The sequence below is a fragment of the Rothia mucilaginosa genome (assembly GCF_964211445.1).
Taxonomy (GTDB): Bacteria; Actinomycetota; Actinomycetes; order Actinomycetales; family Micrococcaceae; genus Rothia; species Rothia mucilaginosa_E.
In genome coordinates this window covers 31,668-49,234 of record NZ_CAXOQT010000019.1, presented here as the reverse complement: position 1 = coordinate 49,234, position 17,567 = coordinate 31,668, and the positions used below count along the sequence as shown (strand labels likewise).

At 60.5% G+C, this 17,567-nt stretch carries 14 protein-coding genes, 1 tRNA gene and 1 riboswitch; of the genes, 8 read left to right on the top strand and 7 right to left on the bottom strand.

The window, feature by feature from the left end:
- Positions 1-143 precede the first annotated feature (143 nt).
- The 4 genes from AB8E48_RS06050 to AB8E48_RS06035 form a co-directional block, all read right to left on the bottom strand.
- Entirely contained in the window at positions 144-434 is a 291-nt protein-coding gene (locus AB8E48_RS06050; protein ID WP_005504526.1) for a WXG100 family type VII secretion target, read from the bottom strand.
- A gap of 361 nt (positions 435-795) precedes the next feature.
- Positions 796-2,295: a sensor histidine kinase gene (locus tag AB8E48_RS06045; RefSeq protein WP_368886100.1), complete on the bottom strand. Its 1,500-nt coding sequence runs from the start codon at positions 2,293-2,295 to the stop codon at positions 796-798.
- A 1-nt stretch (position 2,296) separates the two neighbouring features.
- Positions 2,297-3,001 carry a response regulator transcription factor gene (locus tag AB8E48_RS06040; RefSeq protein ID WP_049326988.1) on the bottom strand — a complete coding sequence of 235 codons (705 nt, stop codon included), beginning with the start codon at positions 2,999-3,001 and terminating at the stop codon, positions 2,297-2,299.
- Between the two features lie 76 nt (positions 3,002-3,077).
- A complete protein-coding gene (locus AB8E48_RS06035; RefSeq protein WP_049326987.1) occupies positions 3,078-3,350 on the bottom strand; it encodes a hypothetical protein in 273 nt (90 codons plus the stop codon).
- Positions 3,351-3,491: 141 nt separating this feature from the next.
- On the opposite strand from AB8E48_RS06035, the gene AB8E48_RS06030 reads away from it, so the two are divergent.
- The 3 genes from AB8E48_RS06030 (at position 3,492) to AB8E48_RS06020 (ending at position 6,608) form a co-directional block, all read left to right on the top strand.
- Positions 3,492-4,211, top strand: coding sequence for a DUF3027 domain-containing protein (locus AB8E48_RS06030; RefSeq protein ID WP_368886099.1), 720 nt, complete (start codon positions 3,492-3,494; stop codon positions 4,209-4,211).
- Positions 4,212-4,419: 208 nt separating this feature from the next.
- Positions 4,420-5,124: a metal-dependent transcriptional regulator gene (locus tag AB8E48_RS06025; RefSeq protein WP_368886098.1), complete on the top strand. Its 705-nt coding sequence runs from the start codon at positions 4,420-4,422 to the stop codon at positions 5,122-5,124.
- 634 nt (positions 5,125-5,758) lie between these two features.
- A riboswitch (cyclic di-AMP (ydaO/yuaA leader) is annotated at positions 5,759-5,918 on the top strand.
- Positions 5,919-6,608, top strand: a complete 690-nt coding sequence (locus AB8E48_RS06020; protein WP_303939522.1) for a C40 family peptidase — start codon at positions 5,919-5,921, stop codon at positions 6,606-6,608.
- Between the two features lie 183 nt (positions 6,609-6,791).
- Here AB8E48_RS06020 and AB8E48_RS06015 read toward each other — a convergent pair whose 3' ends face one another.
- A complete protein-coding gene (locus AB8E48_RS06015) occupies positions 6,792-7,805 on the bottom strand; it encodes a DUF4031 domain-containing protein (RefSeq protein ID WP_368886097.1) in 1,014 nt (337 codons plus the stop codon).
- A gap of 175 nt (positions 7,806-7,980) precedes the next feature.
- Here AB8E48_RS06015 and AB8E48_RS06010 point away from each other — a divergent pair.
- Positions 7,981-8,053, top strand: a tRNA-Arg gene (locus AB8E48_RS06010).
- Between the two features lie 110 nt (positions 8,054-8,163).
- On the opposite strand, the gene AB8E48_RS06005 is transcribed toward AB8E48_RS06010, so the two are convergent.
- The gene (locus AB8E48_RS06005; RefSeq protein ID WP_368886096.1) at positions 8,164-9,024 is read right to left on the bottom strand and encodes a VOC family protein; all 861 of its coding nucleotides are present in this window, start codon (positions 9,022-9,024) and stop codon (positions 8,164-8,166) included.
- 144 nt (positions 9,025-9,168) lie between these two features.
- Between AB8E48_RS06005 and AB8E48_RS06000 the strand changes: the two genes are divergently transcribed.
- The 4 genes from AB8E48_RS06000 to AB8E48_RS05985 all read left to right on the top strand — a co-directional run bounded on the left by AB8E48_RS06000 (position 9,169) and on the right by AB8E48_RS05985 (position 15,873).
- Positions 9,169-12,120, top strand: a complete 2,952-nt coding sequence (locus AB8E48_RS06000; protein WP_368886095.1) for a UvrD-helicase domain-containing protein — start codon at positions 9,169-9,171, stop codon at positions 12,118-12,120.
- A 458-nt stretch (positions 12,121-12,578) separates the two neighbouring features.
- A complete protein-coding gene (gene sucC / locus AB8E48_RS05995; RefSeq protein ID WP_105360621.1) occupies positions 12,579-13,745 on the top strand; it encodes an ADP-forming succinate--CoA ligase subunit beta in 1,167 nt (388 codons plus the stop codon).
- 29 nt (positions 13,746-13,774) lie between these two features.
- Positions 13,775-14,692 (top strand): succinate--CoA ligase subunit alpha, encoded by a 918-nt coding sequence (gene sucD, locus AB8E48_RS05990; protein WP_368886094.1) that lies wholly within the window; start codon positions 13,775-13,777, stop codon positions 14,690-14,692.
- Between the two features lie 233 nt (positions 14,693-14,925).
- Positions 14,926-15,873, top strand: a complete 948-nt coding sequence (locus AB8E48_RS05985) for an amino acid oxidase (RefSeq protein WP_368886093.1) — start codon at positions 14,926-14,928, stop codon at positions 15,871-15,873.
- Between the two features lie 226 nt (positions 15,874-16,099).
- Here the strand turns inward: AB8E48_RS05985 and AB8E48_RS05980 are convergent, their stop codons facing one another.
- Positions 16,100-17,260: a VIT1/CCC1 transporter family protein gene (locus AB8E48_RS05980; RefSeq protein WP_390896013.1), complete on the bottom strand. Its 1,161-nt coding sequence runs from the start codon at positions 17,258-17,260 to the stop codon at positions 16,100-16,102.
- Positions 17,261-17,567 lie beyond the last annotated feature (307 nt).

The following is a 17,567-nucleotide window of genomic DNA, read 5'->3' as shown; positions in this document are numbered from 1 at the left end:
CGAGGATGCGGCGGGGTTTTCTCAATAGATGTTCGCCGCCTTCTGGCGAATCTGCCAGGCGGTGTGTCGTGCGGCCGGGACCTTTAAACCGCCCGGTCTGCCGCCTGCCTGCGGGTGGGGTTTTGGGCTTGCCGCCTGACCCCTTAGCCGACGAACATGGAGGCGTTAGCCTGCTCGGTGTCCGCGTAGTTCACGCCTGCGCGGGTGAGCGCCTCGTTGATCTGGGTGATGGATGCTTCGACCTGGCGCTGGGTTGCGTGCCACTGGTCCAGTACGCCCTGGAAGTTAGCGGATGCGGAGCCGGTCCAGGAGCTCTGCAAATCGTGCAGGGATGCGGTCATACCGTTGACGTCTGCGGTGATGGATGCGACGTAGGATCGTGCCTGTGCGCTCTTGGCTGCGATGACTTCGGAATCGACATTGAACTGTGCCATGGTTTTTCTCCTTTGAGATATGTGAGATGGGTGGGGCGGTTGCCCCGTGGTGGCGCTTGGGGTTTGGATCTCTGGAAGGGGTGAGTTCCTGACCGGAAGCTTGTTATCACTATATCTTTCAAAATGCATCAAATGAGCTAAAAAATTATGATTTGGTAAATATGTGGATAAAACCGCCTGATTCGCTCCACCATCTCGAAAAAATCGAAAACCCTCCCGAAAATGACGTGCCCATGACGTGCACAGCTGCGCTCCATCTGCTTTTTCCCCTGCCTACTTCCCCGGCACAGCAAAGCCCCCGAACCGCAGAACACTTAAGTTCTGCAGCCCGGGGGCTTGTGCGTTATCCAGCGATATAGCGTTACTTCATCAGCTGATCGTCCGAGACGGGCGGCGGGTAGAACGGCAAAGAAATCACGAAGGTAGCGCCGCCACCATCGGTCTCTTCAATGTGAATCCTGCCCTCGTGCTGCTCAATAATCGCAGCCACAATGGACAGGCCCAGGCCCGTACCGCCGGTCTCACGCGAACGCGAGGTGTCGGTGCGATAGAAGCGCTCGAACACGCGCTCGCGGTCCTCGCCGTGGATGCCGGGGCCGTGGTCGCGTACTTCCAACACGGAGAGCGGGAAGCCGGGCACCTCTTCGCGCACGCCCACCGCAATCTCCAGGGGAGAGCCGTCGGGGGTGTAGCGCATGGCGTTGGTGAGCAGGTTCGCCACGACCTGACGCAGGCGTGATTCGTCGCCGAGCACGGTTGCGGAGGTCGGTGCTACGTCCTCGCTCAGGCCCACGAGGGACACTGCACGATCGGGTGCCGTAGCGTAGGCGTCGTTACTAGCGTCCACCGCGAGGTTGAACAGGTCGAAGGGCGCCAGCTTGGACTCGCGGCGCTCATCAATACGTGCCAGGGTGAGCAGGTCCTCGACGAGCTGACCCATGCGCTTGGACTCCGATTCGATGCGGCTCATCGCGGTAGCGACAGCCTCATCGGTCGGTAGCGCGCCCTGACGGTACAGCTCCGAGTAGCCTCGAATACTGACCAGCGGGGTGCGCAGCTCATGCGAAGCGTCACCCACAAAGCGGCGCATTTTCGCCTCGCTCTTCTCACGGGCTTTGAAGAGCATTTCAATCTGGGTGAGCATCGTGTTCAGCGAAACCGCGAGGTTACCAATCTCGTTGCTGGGGTTGTAGTCCTCAATACGCTGAGAGAGGTCACCGGCAGCGATCTTGGCGGCGGTCTGCTCCACGCGAGCCAGAGGCTCGAAGGTGCGGGTCACAATCACCCAGGTCATCGCAATCGCGGAGGCGAGAGTCGCCAAACCAAACGCGAAGGTCAGCACACCCACGAGGGCGACCACCTGGTTCGTTTGTTTCAGCGGCATGGCAATAATCAGGGATGCCGCCTCCGGCAGTCCGGAAGAGTCATTCGACTCAATGGGCACGGCGAGCACGCGCCAATCGGAGGAGCTGCCCACCGAATTGACGGTGACCGCCTCCTCGTTTTGCTTGCGAACCTTCTCTTCGGTCCAGCCCTGCAGCGCCGGCTCGCTGAACTGTTCGCTGTCCTCGGACTTGAGCGAGTACAGTACGTTGCCGTCCTTGTCGAGCAGGTATAGGCGGTAGGTGCTCAGGGATTGTTCCTGATTGCCGGAGGGGCGCACGGTCGCCAGCTGCACGAGCGAGGGGGCGCTGTTCTTCATCTCTTCGTCCAGCTGGTGCACCATCTGGGCGCGCAGAGCGGAAATCGCCACCAGGCTCGTCACCGCAATGGAGAGGGCGATGAGCATGGAGGTGATGAGCACCAGCTGGGTGCGAAGGGAGAGAGACTGGGGGATCCGGTCGAGGGGTTTGAGCGCCACGTTAGCCTCGAGAACCGCGAATCATGTAGCCCACACCGCGCTTGGTGTGGATGAGCGGCTCGTGGTTTTCGCGGTTGTTGTCAATCTTGCGGCGCAGGTAGGAAATGTAGGACTCGACGATGGAGGAGTCGCCGTTGAAGTCGTACTCCCACACGTGGTCGAGAATCTGCGCCTTGGACAGCACACGGTTGGCGTTGAGCATCAGGTAGTGCAGCAGGTTGAACTCGGTGGGGGAGAGGTCAATCTCTTCGTCACCCAGGAACACTTCGTGGGTGTCCACGTTCAGGGTGAGGGCGTCAACGCGCAGTACGGCGTCGTCCTCTTCCTGGATGCTGCGGCTACGGCGCAGAATAGCGCGGATACGGGCAATAACCTCGTCGAGGGAGAAGGGCTTGGTGACGTAGTCGTCGCCGCCAGCACCCAGACCGGTGACCTTGTCTTCGGTGGCGTCCTTCGCGGTTAGGAAGAGCACGGGGGTGGTGGTGCCGTTTTCGCGCAGTCGGCGGGTCACCTCGAAGCCGTCCATGCCGGGCATCATGACGTCCAGGACGATGAGGTCGGGGTTTTCGGCGTGCGCCTTTTCGAGGGCTTCGCGGCCGTTGCCGGCGGTAACTACTTCAAAACCGGCGAAACGCAGGGAGGTGGCGAGCAATTCAAGAATGTTGAACTCGTCATCGACGACTAGGAGTTTTGCTTCAGCAGACATACTCTATCTTTCTCTCTGAATGGCAGGCTGTACTTGATAAGTGAATGATGTGTGTGTGAGCTTGCGGCTCAAATCTCTATGCCTTGTTGCGGCGCATGACCGACAGGATGAGTGCGGCCATGAGGGCAATAAAGGCGACGGGGAGGAGGACCAGCGGAATCTGGCTCATGAGGGCGGGCGGCGCTGCCCCAACCCACTTCATCACGAGCATGGCGACTCCGGTGAGCAGGCAAATCAGGGCGAGAAGCGCACCGCCTGCGCCGAGCCAACGGATGGCTCCAGCGTAGGGAAGGGGCGCGGGCGCCTGGTCTGCGGTGCTGCGCGTGTCCTGTACGGGTTCATTACTCATGAATTTAACGGTATCAGCTCACACACAGCTGTTCGTGGGCGAAGCCCCAGATTTAGCGGTTTGAGACCCAAATTCACAGCGTATGTGAAGCTTAGGGGAGCGACCGCACTGTTTGTGCACGCGAGATGCTTTAATAGGGGTATGTCTGAACAGGTTATTGAACTGCTCCCCGAAACTACGCCCGCTACTGACGCGCCCGCAGAGTCCGTTGCGCCTTCTGCCGCGCCTGAGAGCACCGACGAGGGTAGCGCTGTACCTGCTGAGACTCAGCCCTCCGTGAACGCCGAAGAACCTGCGGCCGCTGAAGAAGTAGCCGCTGAGGAAGCGCCGGCAGAGAATGCGGAGAAGACCGAAGACTCCACCCCCGACCCTTTCACCCCGCTGGATGAAGAGGTGGGCGCCCCCTCCCTGGGTGTTCCGCACAAGCTGCGCCGCACCTCCAAGGTGGATGAGATTCTTGCCGCCGCCAAGGACGTGGCGCTGCAGGGCGTTCAGGAGATTGCCCCGGCACACGCTATCGGCCTAGTGCACCACGTGCGCGCCGAGGAGGAACGCCTGAGCACTCACCTCTTCGAGTGCACCCTGCCCGGTTACCGCGGCTGGTTCTGGTTTGCGACCCTCTCGCGTGCGCCTCGCTCCCGCGTGGCAACGATCTGCGAGGTGGGTCTGCTGCCCGGTGACGACGCGCTAATCGCGCCGGATTGGGTGCCGTGGGCTGACCGCGTTCGCCCCGAGGACCTGCAGGAGAACGCCGTGGAGGAAAACGCAGACTCTGCTGAGTCTGTTGAGTCCGCTGAGAACGAATCTGCAGAGAACGAATCTGCTGCAGAAGAAACTGCCGAGGCTGAGTCTGCAGAGTAAGCCTGCCGCCTACTCCTCTTAATAAGGGGCGGGCTAGCAAAAGCGTATATATAAAGTGTTGTGAGTCGTCCACCGATTTTCGGTGGGCGACTCAATGACTTAAGCCGTGGCAAAAGCCGCTAAAAAAGTACATAATAGATTATTGAATTAAGTAACGACTTAGGCAGTGCTATCTAAGTACTGTTGCGGTGAAAGCTGGGAGAGATACATGACAGACCTCATCGATACCACAGAGATGTATTTGCGCACCATCCTCGAACTGGAGGAAGAGGGCATCGTCCCCATGCGTGCGCGCATCGCTGAACGACTCGAGCACTCCGGCCCGACCGTCTCCCAGACCGTGGCACGCATGGAGAAGCACGGCCTGCTCACCGTTGAGCCGGACCGCCACCTCGAACTGACCAAGGAAGGCCGCCACAAGGCGGTCGAGGTGATGCGTAAGCACCGCCTGGCTGAGCGCCTGCTCTCCGACATTATCGGTCTGGAACTCGAGTACGTGCACGAAGAGGCATGCCGCTGGGAGCACGTCATGAGCGACAAGGTGGAGAAGCGCATCCTGGAGATGCTCAAGGACCCCAAGTTCTCCCCGTACGGCAACGCAATCCCCGGCCTGGAAGATCTGGGCCACACCAGCGAGAAGAACGACGAGCGCACCGTACCCATGTCCCTGGCTGCGCGCGACTCCGGCCCCGAGGACCGCTTCACCATTTCTCGCTTCCCCGAGTCCATTCAGACTGATGTTGAGCTGCTGAAGCTGCTGGCTGACGCAGGTATTGTCTACGGCGCTTCGGTGTCCGTGGTTGCCGGCCAGAACGATGACGTGATTGTTCACGCCGATGGTGAAGAGGACACCCTCTCCCTGGATATGGACGTGGCAAACGCGATTGTGGTCAAGCGCGGCGGCAACCTCTAAGCTCTAGTTCTGAGAGTCCGCTAACCCAGTTCACGCTTTAAACGGTGGTATCGCCTCCCTTGGTGGAGGCGGTGCCACCGTTTTTGTATGCGCGTTCTTGTGCGCGCGGTGATGGGCGCACGCGGCAACTCGGCCTTGAGGTGGGTTTGTGTGTGGGTGGGATGCCTAGTGGGCGGGTTATTTTAGGGCCTATATGTGTGCGCGGGCGCATATACTCCTCTCGCAGAGTTTTAGCAACTGCGCTCGAGTGCATTTTTCGCGTTTTTCGCTTAAATCTGAGGTTGAAACTGAGGGAAACGCCGGTATTTGAGCAATCTCTGAGAGTGGACACTTAAGAGACGAGGCTCATTTTTAAGAGTTTTGAACTATGTCCTTAAAGGGTGGTGGTGCCTTAAAAGCGAATGTGCATCCTTGTGAAATGCCTAGTCAAGAGCCTTAAGTTGCTTAAGTTCCCACAAATAAACGGGGGTCTAGTCAGTCCAATCCGCTCTGTTCCGCCGGGGGTGAAAGCCCGGAATTTAAGGCTGAAAGAGGTGACAACTGGGAGTTTTCTGTGTATTCTCTTTTCTGTGCCCAAATCCTAATCGTAAGAGGGTGCCGTCGAAGCGGTTCCGCTGAGTTCTGCCAGCGCTTCGATGTACGTCTACCCAATATGGCAGAAGCGGGGGACCCAATCCCCAAGCTGGGATACGGCTTCTCAATCGAGAAGCCTCGGGGCTAAGTCACTTCGGTGGCCGAGCGAATCCATGCTCGAGCCCGACAGCTCACCTCGTCAGGCAATGGAGGAATTACCAATGGCTAACAAGATCGTACGTACCGCAGGTGCAACCCTCGCAGCAGGCGCAGTTCTGCTCGGCTCGACCGTTCCCGCGAACGCATTTGCACAGATCCCCGCTGCTGCTGATCTGTCCTACGACTACACCAACTACGAGTTCGACTACACCAGCTACAACACCCCCGCAACCACCTACGTTGCACCCCAGGCTCAGGCACAGCAGACCTACGTTGCTCCCGCAGCAACCGAGGCACCCGCTGCTCCCGCAGTTGAGACCTCCTACGTAGCACCCCAGGCTGAGGCACAGCAGGCTTACGTTGCACCCGTTGCAACTCAGGCACCCGCTGCTCCCGCAGCTTCCACCGGTAACGCATCCCGCGACGCAATCGTTGCAACCGCAATGAGCGGCCTGGGTGGCGCATACGTTTGGGGCGGCAAGACCTTCGGTGCATGGGACTGCTCCGGCTTCACCTCTTGGGTTTTCGCTCAGCACGGCATCAAGCTGACCGCTTTCACCTACGCAATGAAGAACGAGCTGCGCCCGACCTCTAACCCCCAGCCCGGCGACATCGTCTTCCAGAACGGCTACAGCCACGTTGGTATCTACCTGGGCGACGGCAAGATGATCTCCGCTCTGAACCCCACCAACGGTACCCTGGTGCACCCCACCTCCTGGATGTCCGTTGACGGCTACTACACCGCTCTCTAAGCCTTAGCGCATAGAAGCTGGGTCTAGCCCAACATACTTCTCAAAAGGCGCCCACCCCGCACGGGGTAGGCGCCTTTTGCGTACCCGAGAGATTCCATAGAATACCGCCGAGAGCGCCCCTTAGTACGGGTGCATTCTCGGCGGTATGCATGTAGGCGGCTGGCTGCGTTTCGGAGAGACCTTCTAGGGCGCGAGAACCGGCAGAAGCTTCTGAGGGTCTTGCTCCCACTCGGTCAGCTCAGCCCGCAGGTTAGTCCGCGCGGGCTCCTCCCAGAGTTGCAGACCCTGCTCAGAGAGGAAGATACGCTCGCGCTCCAGGATGGAACGCAGGAAGGTCGTACGGCCGGTACGGAACGCCTCATCGTCAAAATGGGAGTACTCGCTACGCACCCCGCGCAGGTAGCGGCGGTAGCGTGCCGGGTCTGCCGCCAAGATTGCCATGTCAGCGTCAAGGAAGAACTCAATATCCGTTACCTCGTAGCCCGCCGGTAGTTCGGCGGACTCGGGCAGCTCGTGGGTTGCCGTGGCACGCACCAGAAGGCGCACCATCTGCAGCTCGTGTCCGCTCAGCAGGCCCGCGGTCACCAGCGGCTCCAGGGAGGTGCCCGCCAGCTGCTCGCTGCGGCGCTCATCCTCACCCTGCGCGCCCTCGTAGATTGCGTCGTGGAACCACGCCGCCAGAACCGGCGCCAGGGGAGTGGACCCCTGCGGGTATGCCGCGTACAGGCGGTCCAGGTCGGCGAGCATCTGCGAAAGGTGCCCGCTGTGGTGGTAGGTGCGGTGCGGCTGCTCCCACGCCTGCAGCAGGCTCTCACCCAGCTCTGCCACCTGCGCCGTGAGTTGAGCTCGCAGCTCGGAGGATGCCTCCATACGCACAAGACGGAACGCAAACGCCGCCTCCCAGGCACGCAGTAGACGCGGGCGAATCTTCTCCGGGCGCTCCTTCAACGGAATCCGTAGACCGCTCGCAATGAGCGTGCGAGTCAGCTCCGCGCCGCTGAGCTCAACCGCGCCCGCCTGCACCAGCTCATCGTAGAGGTGCGCCGGCACATCGTAATGGTCGCGGTCGAAGGCGCGCTCGCTAATGCCCGCTGCCGCGGCGAACTCGTGCAGTTCCGCCAGGGACACATCGGAGATGAGGTGCGAGAAGACGGTGCCGTGTGCGGGCCAGGTGGGCGGGTCAATGTAGATGCTCATTCGTACATTGTAGGAGCGGTTCCGGTGCCGGGTGCGGGTGTCCTCATGCGGTGAACACGGGCTGGGACGCAGGACGGGCAGTGTGCGGGCGGAAACATGGGCACAGCGCGGCTCCTGGTGGCTTATAGGGTCCCGTGCGACCAGTCGTGCGGGGTGCTTTATACTGGATAGGTACGCCCTCGTAGCTCAGGGGATAGAGCACTTCTCTCCTAAAGAAGGTGTCGGACGTTCGAATCGTCTCGGGGGCACACAGAACCGGTAGTCATGCCGGTACGAGAAAACCGCCCGTCGCTTGCAGTAGCAGGCGCGGGCGGTTTCTCTGTTTCTGCACGTAACGAGTACTCAAGAAAACACGTTGTTATAGCTGAGACAGGTCAATCTTGCCCATCTGCAGGATCTTCTTGCGGGCGGCCTTGTCCGCCATCAGCTCAGTAATATTGCTCGGGACAACCTGCCAGGAAACGCCCCAGCGGTCTACACACCAGCCGCAACGCTCTGCCTCGGGCACCGCGGAGAGCCGTTCCCAGTAACGGTCAATTTCCTCCTGGTCGCGGCAGGAAACAACGACCGAAACCCCCGGTGTGAACGTGAAATCGTGGAAAGCGCCAGAATCAGCAGCCGCAAGCCAGGTGCCCTGCAGGTTAAAGTCAGTGAACATGACTGCATCCGATCCGAAGGGGGTGCCCTCCGGGTAGTGATACAGGGTGCCGCGGCGGGCATCGTCAAAGATAGAAAGCCAACTGTTGGTGGCTTCTTCTGCATTGCCGTGATTCTTGCCGCCAAACATGAATGAGGGGATGACGAAGGGGCGCGGGTCGCCCTCGGGGTTGGTGAGCATCAGCTGCCAGGTCATGCCGAAACGGTCACGGACCCAGGCGTAGCGGGGAGAGAAAGGGTACTCGCCCAATTCCATGAGTACACCGCCGCTGCTCAGCTTTTCGTAGAGTTCATCGAGGTATGCTCGCGCTTGCGCCTCACCACCGAAGAGGAGCGGATCAAAGTTTAGGATGCAGCTGATGGACTGGTTCGGGACGTACCGGTCATCACCATTAATGAGTGAGAGCTGGAAGCCATGGATGCTTAGAGCTGTCGTAAGTCCGGGCACCTGTTCAACGATAGAAGCATCGCGAAAAACCCTGGTATAGAACTGTGCGGCTTCGTCGGCTGAGCCATTGCACGATAGGGCTATTGAGAGGCTCGGAGGTAAGGTCTGGGTCATGCGGTCATCCTAGCATGACTATTCTGTGCCACCGGTGTGCCGTTGCCGATTTAGATTGTGAGGCTGATTGACCGAACGGGTGGGAGCGGGGGAGTAAATGCGGTAGCATGGAATATCGAACGTGTATTCTAGGCAGCGAGGTAGATGATGAGCGACAAGCCCGAACAGCAGAAGCAGCCCTTCACCGAACAGGACGGCCTCTTCGCCGCCGAACTCGTCACCCCCGCAGCACCCGCACCGGCTGACCTTGCACCGGCTGACGAGCCGCCCTTCGACCCGTACTACGACGTACCCCCAGCCGAGGACGACTACTACGCCCCTCCCATGGATGCCCCGGTGATGGAGGCGCCCGCACAGGACGCACCCGTCGCTCTGCCTACCGGCATGCCCGCTTACGGTACCCCCGCTACCAGCGCGCCTGAACCCGGCGTGCCCGCAGCCTTCACCGCCGCAGACCCGCTCGGTGACTTCATGCCGCCCGCCTACCGCGTCGGCGGCTACGGCGAGGACTTCGACCCCGCCGACCCCTACGGTGAACGCACCCACAGCCTGAGCGCCGTGGACCCCGCCTCCCTCACCGCGGGGCTCAACGAACGCCAGGAAGAGGCCGTACTGCACTCCGGCTCGCCCCTGCTCATCGTTGCGGGCGCTGGCTCCGGCAAGACCCGCGTGCTGACCCACCGCATCGCCTACCTGCTTGCAACCCACCGGGCGACCCCCGGCCAGATTCTCGCCATCACCTTCACCAACAAGGCTGCCGCCGAGATGCGCGAACGTATCGAGGCGCTGGTCGGCCCGCGCGCTAAGCACATGTGGATTTCGACCTTCCACAGCTTCTGCGTGCGTGTGCTGCGCCGTGAGGCCGCCGCCCTCGGGTTGAAGTCCACCTTCACCATCTACGATTCGACCGACTCGCAGCGCCTGCTGAGCCTCATCATTAAAGAGCTCAACTTGGACACCAAGAAGTTCACCGCCAAGGCCGTGGGCAACCGCATCTCCGCGCTGAAGAACGAGCTGGTTAGCGCTGAGGCGTACGCATCCCGCGTGGCTAGCGATAACCCGTACGAGAAGACCGTCTCGCAGATTTACACCGTCTACACGCAGCGTCTGCGCGCCGCCAACTCCCTCGACTTTGACGACCTGATTGGCCGCACCGTCTTCCTGCTGAAGAAGTTCCCCGAAATCGCGAACTACTACCGCCGGAAGTTCCGCCACATCCTCGTGGATGAGTACCAGGACACCAATCACGCCCAGTACCAGCTGGTGCGTGAACTGGTCGGCGCCCACGTGAAGGCACCGGCTGATCGCGGCCCCTACCCGGACGCGGTGCCCCCTGCCGAGCCGACCGTGGTGGGTGACTCCGACCAGTCCATCTACGCCTTCCGCGGCGCGGACATCCGCAATATTACGGACTTCGAGAAGGACTACCCGAACGCCCACACGATCCTGCTCGAGCAGAACTACCGCTCCACGCAGAACATCCTCTCGGCGGCGAACGCGGTCATTGAACGCAACCCCGACCGCCGCCCCAAGAAGCTGTGGACCGCCTCCGGCGCGGGCGCGAAGATTATCGGGTACGTCGCCGAATCCGAGCACGCCGAGGCACGCTACATCACCCGCGAAATTGACCGCCTTGCCGATGAGCACGGTGTGCAGCCCGGTGACGTCGCCATCTTCTACCGCACCAACGCGCAGTCCCGAACCCTCGAGGACATGCTCATGCGCGCCGGCCTGCCCTACCGCGTGGTCGGTGGCACCCGCTTCTACGAGCGTAAGGAAATCAAGGACGCGCTCGCCTACCTGCGCGCCCTGAGCAACCCCGATGACGACGTGAACGTGCGCCGCATCCTGAATGAACCCAAGCGCGGTATCGGTGCCAAGTCTGAGTCTGTGGTGGCTGAGTACGCGAGTGCGAACCGTATTTCCTTCTACGCCGCCGCACGCCAAGCAGCCGACATCCCCGGCCTGGGTGCCGCCGCGGTGAAGAAGTACGCCGAGTTCGTGCGCCTCATGGATGACCTGGCGCAGATTGCCCGCACCGAACCCGCCGCAACCTGCCTGGAAGCGGTCCTGGAGCAGACCGGATATCTGGCGGCTCTTCGCGCATCCAAGGATATTCAGGACGAGTCGCGCGTGGAGAACCTCTCCGAGCTGCTCGACGCCATGGTCGAGTTCGAGACCGAGAATCCCGGCGCCGACCTGGAGCAGTTCCTCGAGCACGTGGCTCTGGTTGCCGACGCCGACTCGATTCCGAACCGCCCCGCCAGCGCGGAGGGTGAGAACGCCTCCGCAGCGCAGATTGCCGCCGAAGCAGCCGAGGCGAAGGCACAGGGCATGGTCACCCTCATGACCCTGCACACCGCTAAGGGCCTAGAGTTCCCCGTGGTGTTCCTGACCGGCATGGAGCACGGACTGTTCCCGCATCAGCGTGCCCTGACCGACGAGAAGGAGATGAGTGAGGAGCGCCGCCTTGCGTACGTGGGTCTGACTCGCGCCATGGAGCGCCTGTACCTGACCCGCTCCGAGACCCGCACGATGTGGGGCAAGAGCCAGTTCAACCCGCCTTCGCCCTTCCTGGAAGAGATTCCGGAGGAGCTGATCGAGTGGAAGCGCACCGCCGGTTTCTCGGGTTTTGGTGCCTCCGGTATGGGTGCGTACGGCGCTCGCGGCGGCGGCTCCTATGGAGGCAGCTCCTATGGTGGCGGCTATTCGGGTGGTTCCCGCTCCGGATACGGCTCCGGCGGCTACTCGGGCGGTTACGGCTCCGGCGGCTATAGCTCGCGAGGCTCCTACGATCCCTACGAGTCCCGCCCCGCACGCCGCTCCGAGCCGTCCACCGCGGATATTAACGGCTCGGCAAGCTACGGGCTGGCGGCGGCTGCCGCCTCCTCGAAGGTGACGAACCGTTCCCGCGTGCATCAGAGCAAGGAAATCCCGACCCTGGCGGTTGGCGATACCGTGCGCCACACCAAGTTCGGTGAGGGTCGTGTGCTCGCCGTTGAGGGCAGCGGCGATAAGACCGTGGCGAAGGTTCGCTTCGGCTCGGAAGAGAAGCGTCTGCTGCTGCGTTACGCGCCGCTGGAGAAGGTGAGCTAACGCGCCGGGAGTGAGAACCTGGCAACGCCGATGGAGGGGCGGGTACCTGCGGGTGCCCGCCCCTCTTTTGTGCGCTGTACCGGGCGTGTTGTCCGCCTGGTGAGAAAGGTCCGGATGCTCTTCTGCGCGCGGCGGTAATGTCGCGTTTTCACCGGTATTTCGCGGCGGATGGGGCGCCGCGTGCTCGGGTTAGTTACCCGGTACGCAACCTTTGGGTAAAACGTACCCAAAATATGTGTGAGCTGAGTCGCTAAAATCTCAGATTTGGGGCTCTGTGAGTGCGAGCTCACGCCGAATCCGATAGAGTAGAGACGAGAGAAATTCCCCGCGTCAATGATGCGTGTGCGCCGGGTGCGAGAGACCCCTATCGCACCGTACCGGCCGCATGGGGGAACCTCCTCTAATGACCAGGCCGAGTGCACCAGTACTCGGCACCACTTCGAAGAAGAAGGACACCTGTGGACCTTTTCGAATACCAGGCGCGCGATCTCTTCGCAAAGCACGGCGTACCCGTGCTCAAGGGCATTGTTGCGACCACCCCTGAAGAAGCAAAGGCAGCAGCTGAGGAAATTGGCGGCCTGACCGTCATTAAGGCTCAGGTTAAGACCGGCGGCCGCGGTAAGGCTGGCGGCGTTAAGCTCGCAAAGTCCCCCGAAGAAGCTTACGAGCACGCTAAGGCAATTCTCGGCATGGACATCAAGGGCCACACCGTTCACCGCGTGCTGGTCGCTGACGGCGCAGACATCGCCGAAGAATACTACTTCTCCCTCCTGCTGGACCGTGCAAACCGCTCCTACCTGGCAATGTGCTCGGTAGAAGGCGGTATGGAAATTGAGCAGCTCGCTGCTGAGCGTCCCGAGGCACTGGCAAAGATCGAGGTTGACCCGCTGGTTGGCCTGGACCAGGCTAAGGCTGAAGAAATTGCTAAGGCAGCAGGTTTCTCCGCAGAACTGCAGGAGAAGGTTGTTCCCGTTCTCGTCAAGCTGGGCGAAGTCTACACCAAGGAAGACGCAACCCTGGTTGAGGTTAACCCCCTCGTTCTGACCCCCGAGGGCACCATCCTCGCCCTGGACGGCAAGGTCTCCCTGGACGACAACGCAGAATTCCGCCAGCCCGAGCACGAGGCTCTCGTGGACAAGTCCGCTGAGAACCCGCTGGAAGCTAAGGCAAAGCAGTTCGACCTGAACTACGTGAAGCTGGACGGCGAGGTCGGCATCGTTGGTAACGGTGCAGGTCTGGTTATGTCCACCCTGGACGTCGTTGCATACGCTGGTGAGAACCACGGCAACGTCAAGCCCGCAAACTTCCTTGATATTGGTGGCGGCGCGTCCGCTGAGGTTATGGCTGCTGGCCTGGAAATCATTCTGGGCGACGAGCAGGTCAAGAGCGTTTTCGTGAACGTCTTCGGCGGCATCACCGCATGTGACGCAGTGGCAGACGGCATTGTGAAGGCTCTGGAGATTCTGGGCGACGCAGCAACCAAGCCCCTGGTTGTGCGCCTGGACGGCAACAACGTTGCTGAGGGTCGCCGCATCCTCTCCGAGGCGAACCACCCGCTGGTTGTTCTGGCTGAGACCATGGACTCCGGCGCTGACAAGGCAGCAGAGCTCGCTCACAAGGCGTAATCGCCAGCAAAGGATTTCAAGGAAGTAATATGTCTATCTTTGTGAACAAGGACTCCAAGGTCATCGTTCAGGGCATCACCGGTGGCGAGGGTACCAAGCACACCGCACGCATGCTCGCAGCAGGCACCAACATTGTGGGCGGCGTGAACGCCCGCAAGGCTGGCACCACCGTCTCCCACAAGGCAAAGGACGGCTCGGACATCGAGCTGAACGTGTACGGTACCGTGGCTGAGGCTATGGAGAAGACCGGCGCGAACGTCTCCATCGTGTTCGTTCCCCCGGCCTTCACCAAGGCAGCAGTTCTCGAGGCTATCGAGGCTAAGATTGGCCTCGTCGTGGTCATCACCGAGGGCGTTCCGGTTCAGGACTCCGCAGAGTTCTGGGCAGCTGCTAAGGCATCCGTGGACGAGAACGGCAAGCAGATCACCCGCATCATCGGCCCCAACTGCCCCGGCATCATCTCCCCCGAGGAGTGCCTGGTCGGCATTATCCCGGCGAACATCACCGGCAAGGGCAAGATTGGTCTGGTTTCCAAGTCCGGTACCCTGACCTACCAGCTGATGTACGAACTGTCTGACATTGGTTTCACCACCGCTATCGGTATTGGTGGCGACCCCATCATCGGCACCACCCACATCGACGCTCTGGAAGCTTTCGAGGCTGACCCCGAGACTGAGGCAATCGTCATGATTGGTGAGATTGGTGGTGACGCTGAGGAGCGTGCCGCTGAGTACATCAAGGCAAACGTGACCAAGCCCGTCGTCGGTTACATTGCAGGCTTCACCGCACCTGAGGGTAAGACCATGGGCCACGCAGGCGCTATTGTCTCCGGTTCCTCCGGTACCGCTCAGGCGAAGAAGGAAGCTCTGGAAGCAGCAGGCGTGAAGGTCGGTAAGACCCCCTCCGAGGCTGCAAACCTGATGCGCGAAATCTTCGCAGCGAAGTAAAGTTAATCACGGTAAATGCCGGTAGTCGCAAGACTGCCGGCATTTACGTGTTAAATCAGATTTTTGAAAATAGTTCAGTGAGCGAAGAGTCTGTTTTGTTATACATATCATGGTGAAACATATGAAAAGTCTATGCTAGGGCGTTATACAATAGAACCCATTGAGCCTAGTCAGATTGTTATACCTGCGGGCTCTAATCTATATGTCATCACATACGAGGAGAACATTCACTCATGACTCAGCCCATTTCCCGTCGTTCTGTCGCTAAGGCAGGCGTCTGGTCTGCACCTGTTATTGCGGCTTCTGCTGCTGTGCCGGCCTACGCAGCATCCTCCAGGAGCGATGATTCTGAGGAGAAGCTGACTATCCAGAGCGGCCTGTTCGTCAGCGCTCAGTATGGTGGCGGCTTTGTTGGTTACGCTTCGTCCACCAGCACCGGCCCCATTCACCCGACCACTCCTGAGGCGTACTTCGCGTCTTCTTCCAAGCCTGAATCCGACCTGAACTGGGACGACAGCGCTTCCAAGCCCACCAACCGTGACCTGTTCATCAACGGTGAGGGTACCTTTACCCCGGTTAACAACTCCCAGACTGCATCCCCCGGCTCCTACGTGGCATCTAGCGGTTTCTGGTGGTCTGTCCCGACCACTGCACCCAAGACTGGTACCGGCTACGTTCCGAACTCCACCGCAACCCTGGCAGCCGGTGCAACCTTCGTGACCGATATTGAGTACACCGTGCCTGCTAACGCTCAGAACGCTGCTAAGAGCGGTAGGGTCAACGGTCAGGCATGGACCCCCAATGGCCGTGCGCTGAGCGGTACGCTTACCGAACTGGTTGCCTCTGCAGGTCAGGCGCGCTACCTGTCGGTTGCGCAGGCAGCAGGTAAATGGTCCGCTTCGGTTCCGACCGTGACCAAGAATTCTGATGGCACCTACACCTTCAAGGGCCGCATTACCTTCACTACCACCAAGGCATACACTCTGAAGCAGACCGGTAACAAGCTGTACGGTCAGGTCGTCATTATGCCCGGTATTGTGTCCTTCAGCCCTGCACAGGGTTGGGTCTCCTACAAGCAGACCTCCAGCATCCAGAATGCAACCATTACCTACTCCGGTAACGGCTACACCGACACCAAGGCGCTCTCTGGCGCTGAGACTACCACCCAGATTAACCCCTAATCTGGTTATGCTGTAGGGCCTCAGCTCAATGCCCCGCGAGGTTCGCCCCGCATTGTTGCTTACCCCGTGCTGAGCGGTGCAAGTGCAGAGAGTGATGAATCCCCCGGCGGATACACTGAGTGTATCCGCCGGGGGATTTCTGCACCTGTATAGTTCTCAAACGCTTGAAAATGAACGTCAGAGTAACTATACAAACTTGTTAAGGCCTAAAAATAAGGGGATAAATCTAACCGACAGTTGTGCCGAACGCCAGACCCAGCAGGTAGGTCACGAACGCCGCACCGTAGCCAATCAGAATCTGACGGATACCGCGCTTGAGCGGGGACGCACCCGAGAGCAGACCCACCACGCCGCCGGTGAAGCCTAGAGCCGCACCCACGAACAGCAGGGACAGGATCATCGCACCCACACCCGACAGGCCGAAGATATAAGGCAGAATCGGAATCAGCGCACCCGAAGCGAAGAACGAGAAGGAAGCCGCTGCGGCACCAATATCGGTGCCCAGCGCCACGTTCTCCTCGCGCTCCTCATCATCACGGTGCGACAGCGACGGGTCGCAATCACAATCCAGGTAGCCGAAACGCTCCATCGCGCGGTGATGCGCCGCCTCCGGCTCCATGCCGCGGGCACGGTAAATGAGCTCCAGCTCGTTCGAGTCCAAATCCAAATCGTGGGCAACACGCAGGGTCACCTGAGTCGGCTGGGACGCATCCAGCAGCTCACGCTGAGAACGCACCGACACGAACTCGCCCGCAGCCATCGACAGCGCACCAGCCAGCAGGCCTGCAATACCCGAGAGCAGAACCATCGAGCTGGACGCACCCGAGGCGGTAATACCCATAATCAGCGCCAGGTTCGAGACCAAACCGTCGTTAGCACCGAAGACCGCCGCACGGAAATTACCCGAGAGCTTCTCACGACCGCTGGTCGCCAGAGCGCGAATAATCTCCTCGTGAATCGCCTCGTCAGCCGCCATCTCCTCGGTTGCATCGGGGTCCTCTGCGTAGGGGGAGCGGGACTCCGCGCGCTGCGCCATCGCCAGAATAAACACCGAACCGAAGTTCTTCGCCAAGAACTGCAGAAGCAGAGACTGCAGGGAGGGGCGCACGTGCACATCCGCGTGCTCACCGAGCATGTCACGCCAATGCTGCTGGTGACGCTTCTCCGCCTCGGCAACCTGCAACAAGATTTCGCGGTCGGTACCCTCGGCGCGGCGCGCCAGGTAGCGGTAGATGCGCGCCTCCGACTCTTCATCAGCCAGGTAGCGGCGCCAACGCTTAATCTGCGCGGGCGTAGGGTCGGTGACCGCGCTGTGGCGGGTCGGCTGGTGCTCGCCTTGGAGCATCTCGGTCTCTTCGCCGTGCTCGTAGGGTGCGTGCGTGCTCATATCTCTCTTTCCGCCGGTGCGGGGCGCGCCGGGCAGCTCCCGGGCGCTCAATCATGCGTTCAATCTGTGTGTTCTGTGTTGACCAGTGAACCACTGTAGAGCACTCCGAACAGAAAATCTAGGACGGCCTAACCGGGTGTTCATGTTCGCCTCAACGTACTTTGTGATGCCGAGCGGACGAGGAACAAAGGGTTGGGTGGTGCGTAGATGGGGGTAGATTTTGCGCATAAAAAACCGGGCGGGTGCGCCCTCCGTAAAAAAGGAGAGCGCACCCGCCCGGTCTCGTGACTCTAAAAGTTAGCGCCTA

What these genes read in the sequence shown, in the direction of transcription:
- AB8E48_RS06035 (WP_049326987.1), bottom strand. Translation starts at nt 3,350, where the DNA reads ATGAGTAATGAACCCGTACAGGACACGCGCAGCACCGCAGACCAGGCG.
- AB8E48_RS06030 (WP_368886099.1), top strand. Translation starts at nt 3,492, where the DNA reads ATGTCTGAACAGGTTATTGAACTGCTCCCCGAAACTACGCCCGCTACT.
- AB8E48_RS06025 (WP_368886098.1), top strand. Translation starts at nt 4,420, where the DNA reads ATGACAGACCTCATCGATACCACAGAGATGTATTTGCGCACCATCCTC.
- AB8E48_RS06000 (WP_368886095.1), top strand. Translation starts at nt 9,169, where the DNA reads ATGATGAGCGACAAGCCCGAACAGCAGAAGCAGCCCTTCACCGAACAG.
- AB8E48_RS06020 (WP_303939522.1), top strand. Translation starts at nt 5,919, where the DNA reads ATGGCTAACAAGATCGTACGTACCGCAGGTGCAACCCTCGCAGCAGGC.
- AB8E48_RS05985 (WP_368886093.1), top strand. Translation starts at nt 14,926, where the DNA reads ATGACTCAGCCCATTTCCCGTCGTTCTGTCGCTAAGGCAGGCGTCTGG.
- AB8E48_RS06050 (WP_005504526.1), bottom strand. Translation starts at nt 434, where the DNA reads ATGGCACAGTTCAATGTCGATTCCGAAGTCATCGCAGCCAAGAGCGCA.
- AB8E48_RS05980 (WP_390896013.1), bottom strand. Translation starts at nt 17,260, where the DNA reads ATGAGCACGCACGCACCCTACGAGCACGGCGAAGAGACCGAGATGCTC.
- AB8E48_RS06005 (WP_368886096.1), bottom strand. Translation starts at nt 9,024, where the DNA reads ATGACCCAGACCTTACCTCCGAGCCTCTCAATAGCCCTATCGTGCAAT.
- AB8E48_RS06040 (WP_049326988.1), bottom strand. Translation starts at nt 3,001, where the DNA reads ATGTCTGCTGAAGCAAAACTCCTAGTCGTCGATGACGAGTTCAACATT.
- AB8E48_RS06015 (WP_368886097.1), bottom strand. Translation starts at nt 7,805, where the DNA reads ATGAGCATCTACATTGACCCGCCCACCTGGCCCGCACACGGCACCGTC.
- sucD (WP_368886094.1), top strand. Translation starts at nt 13,775, where the DNA reads ATGTCTATCTTTGTGAACAAGGACTCCAAGGTCATCGTTCAGGGCATC.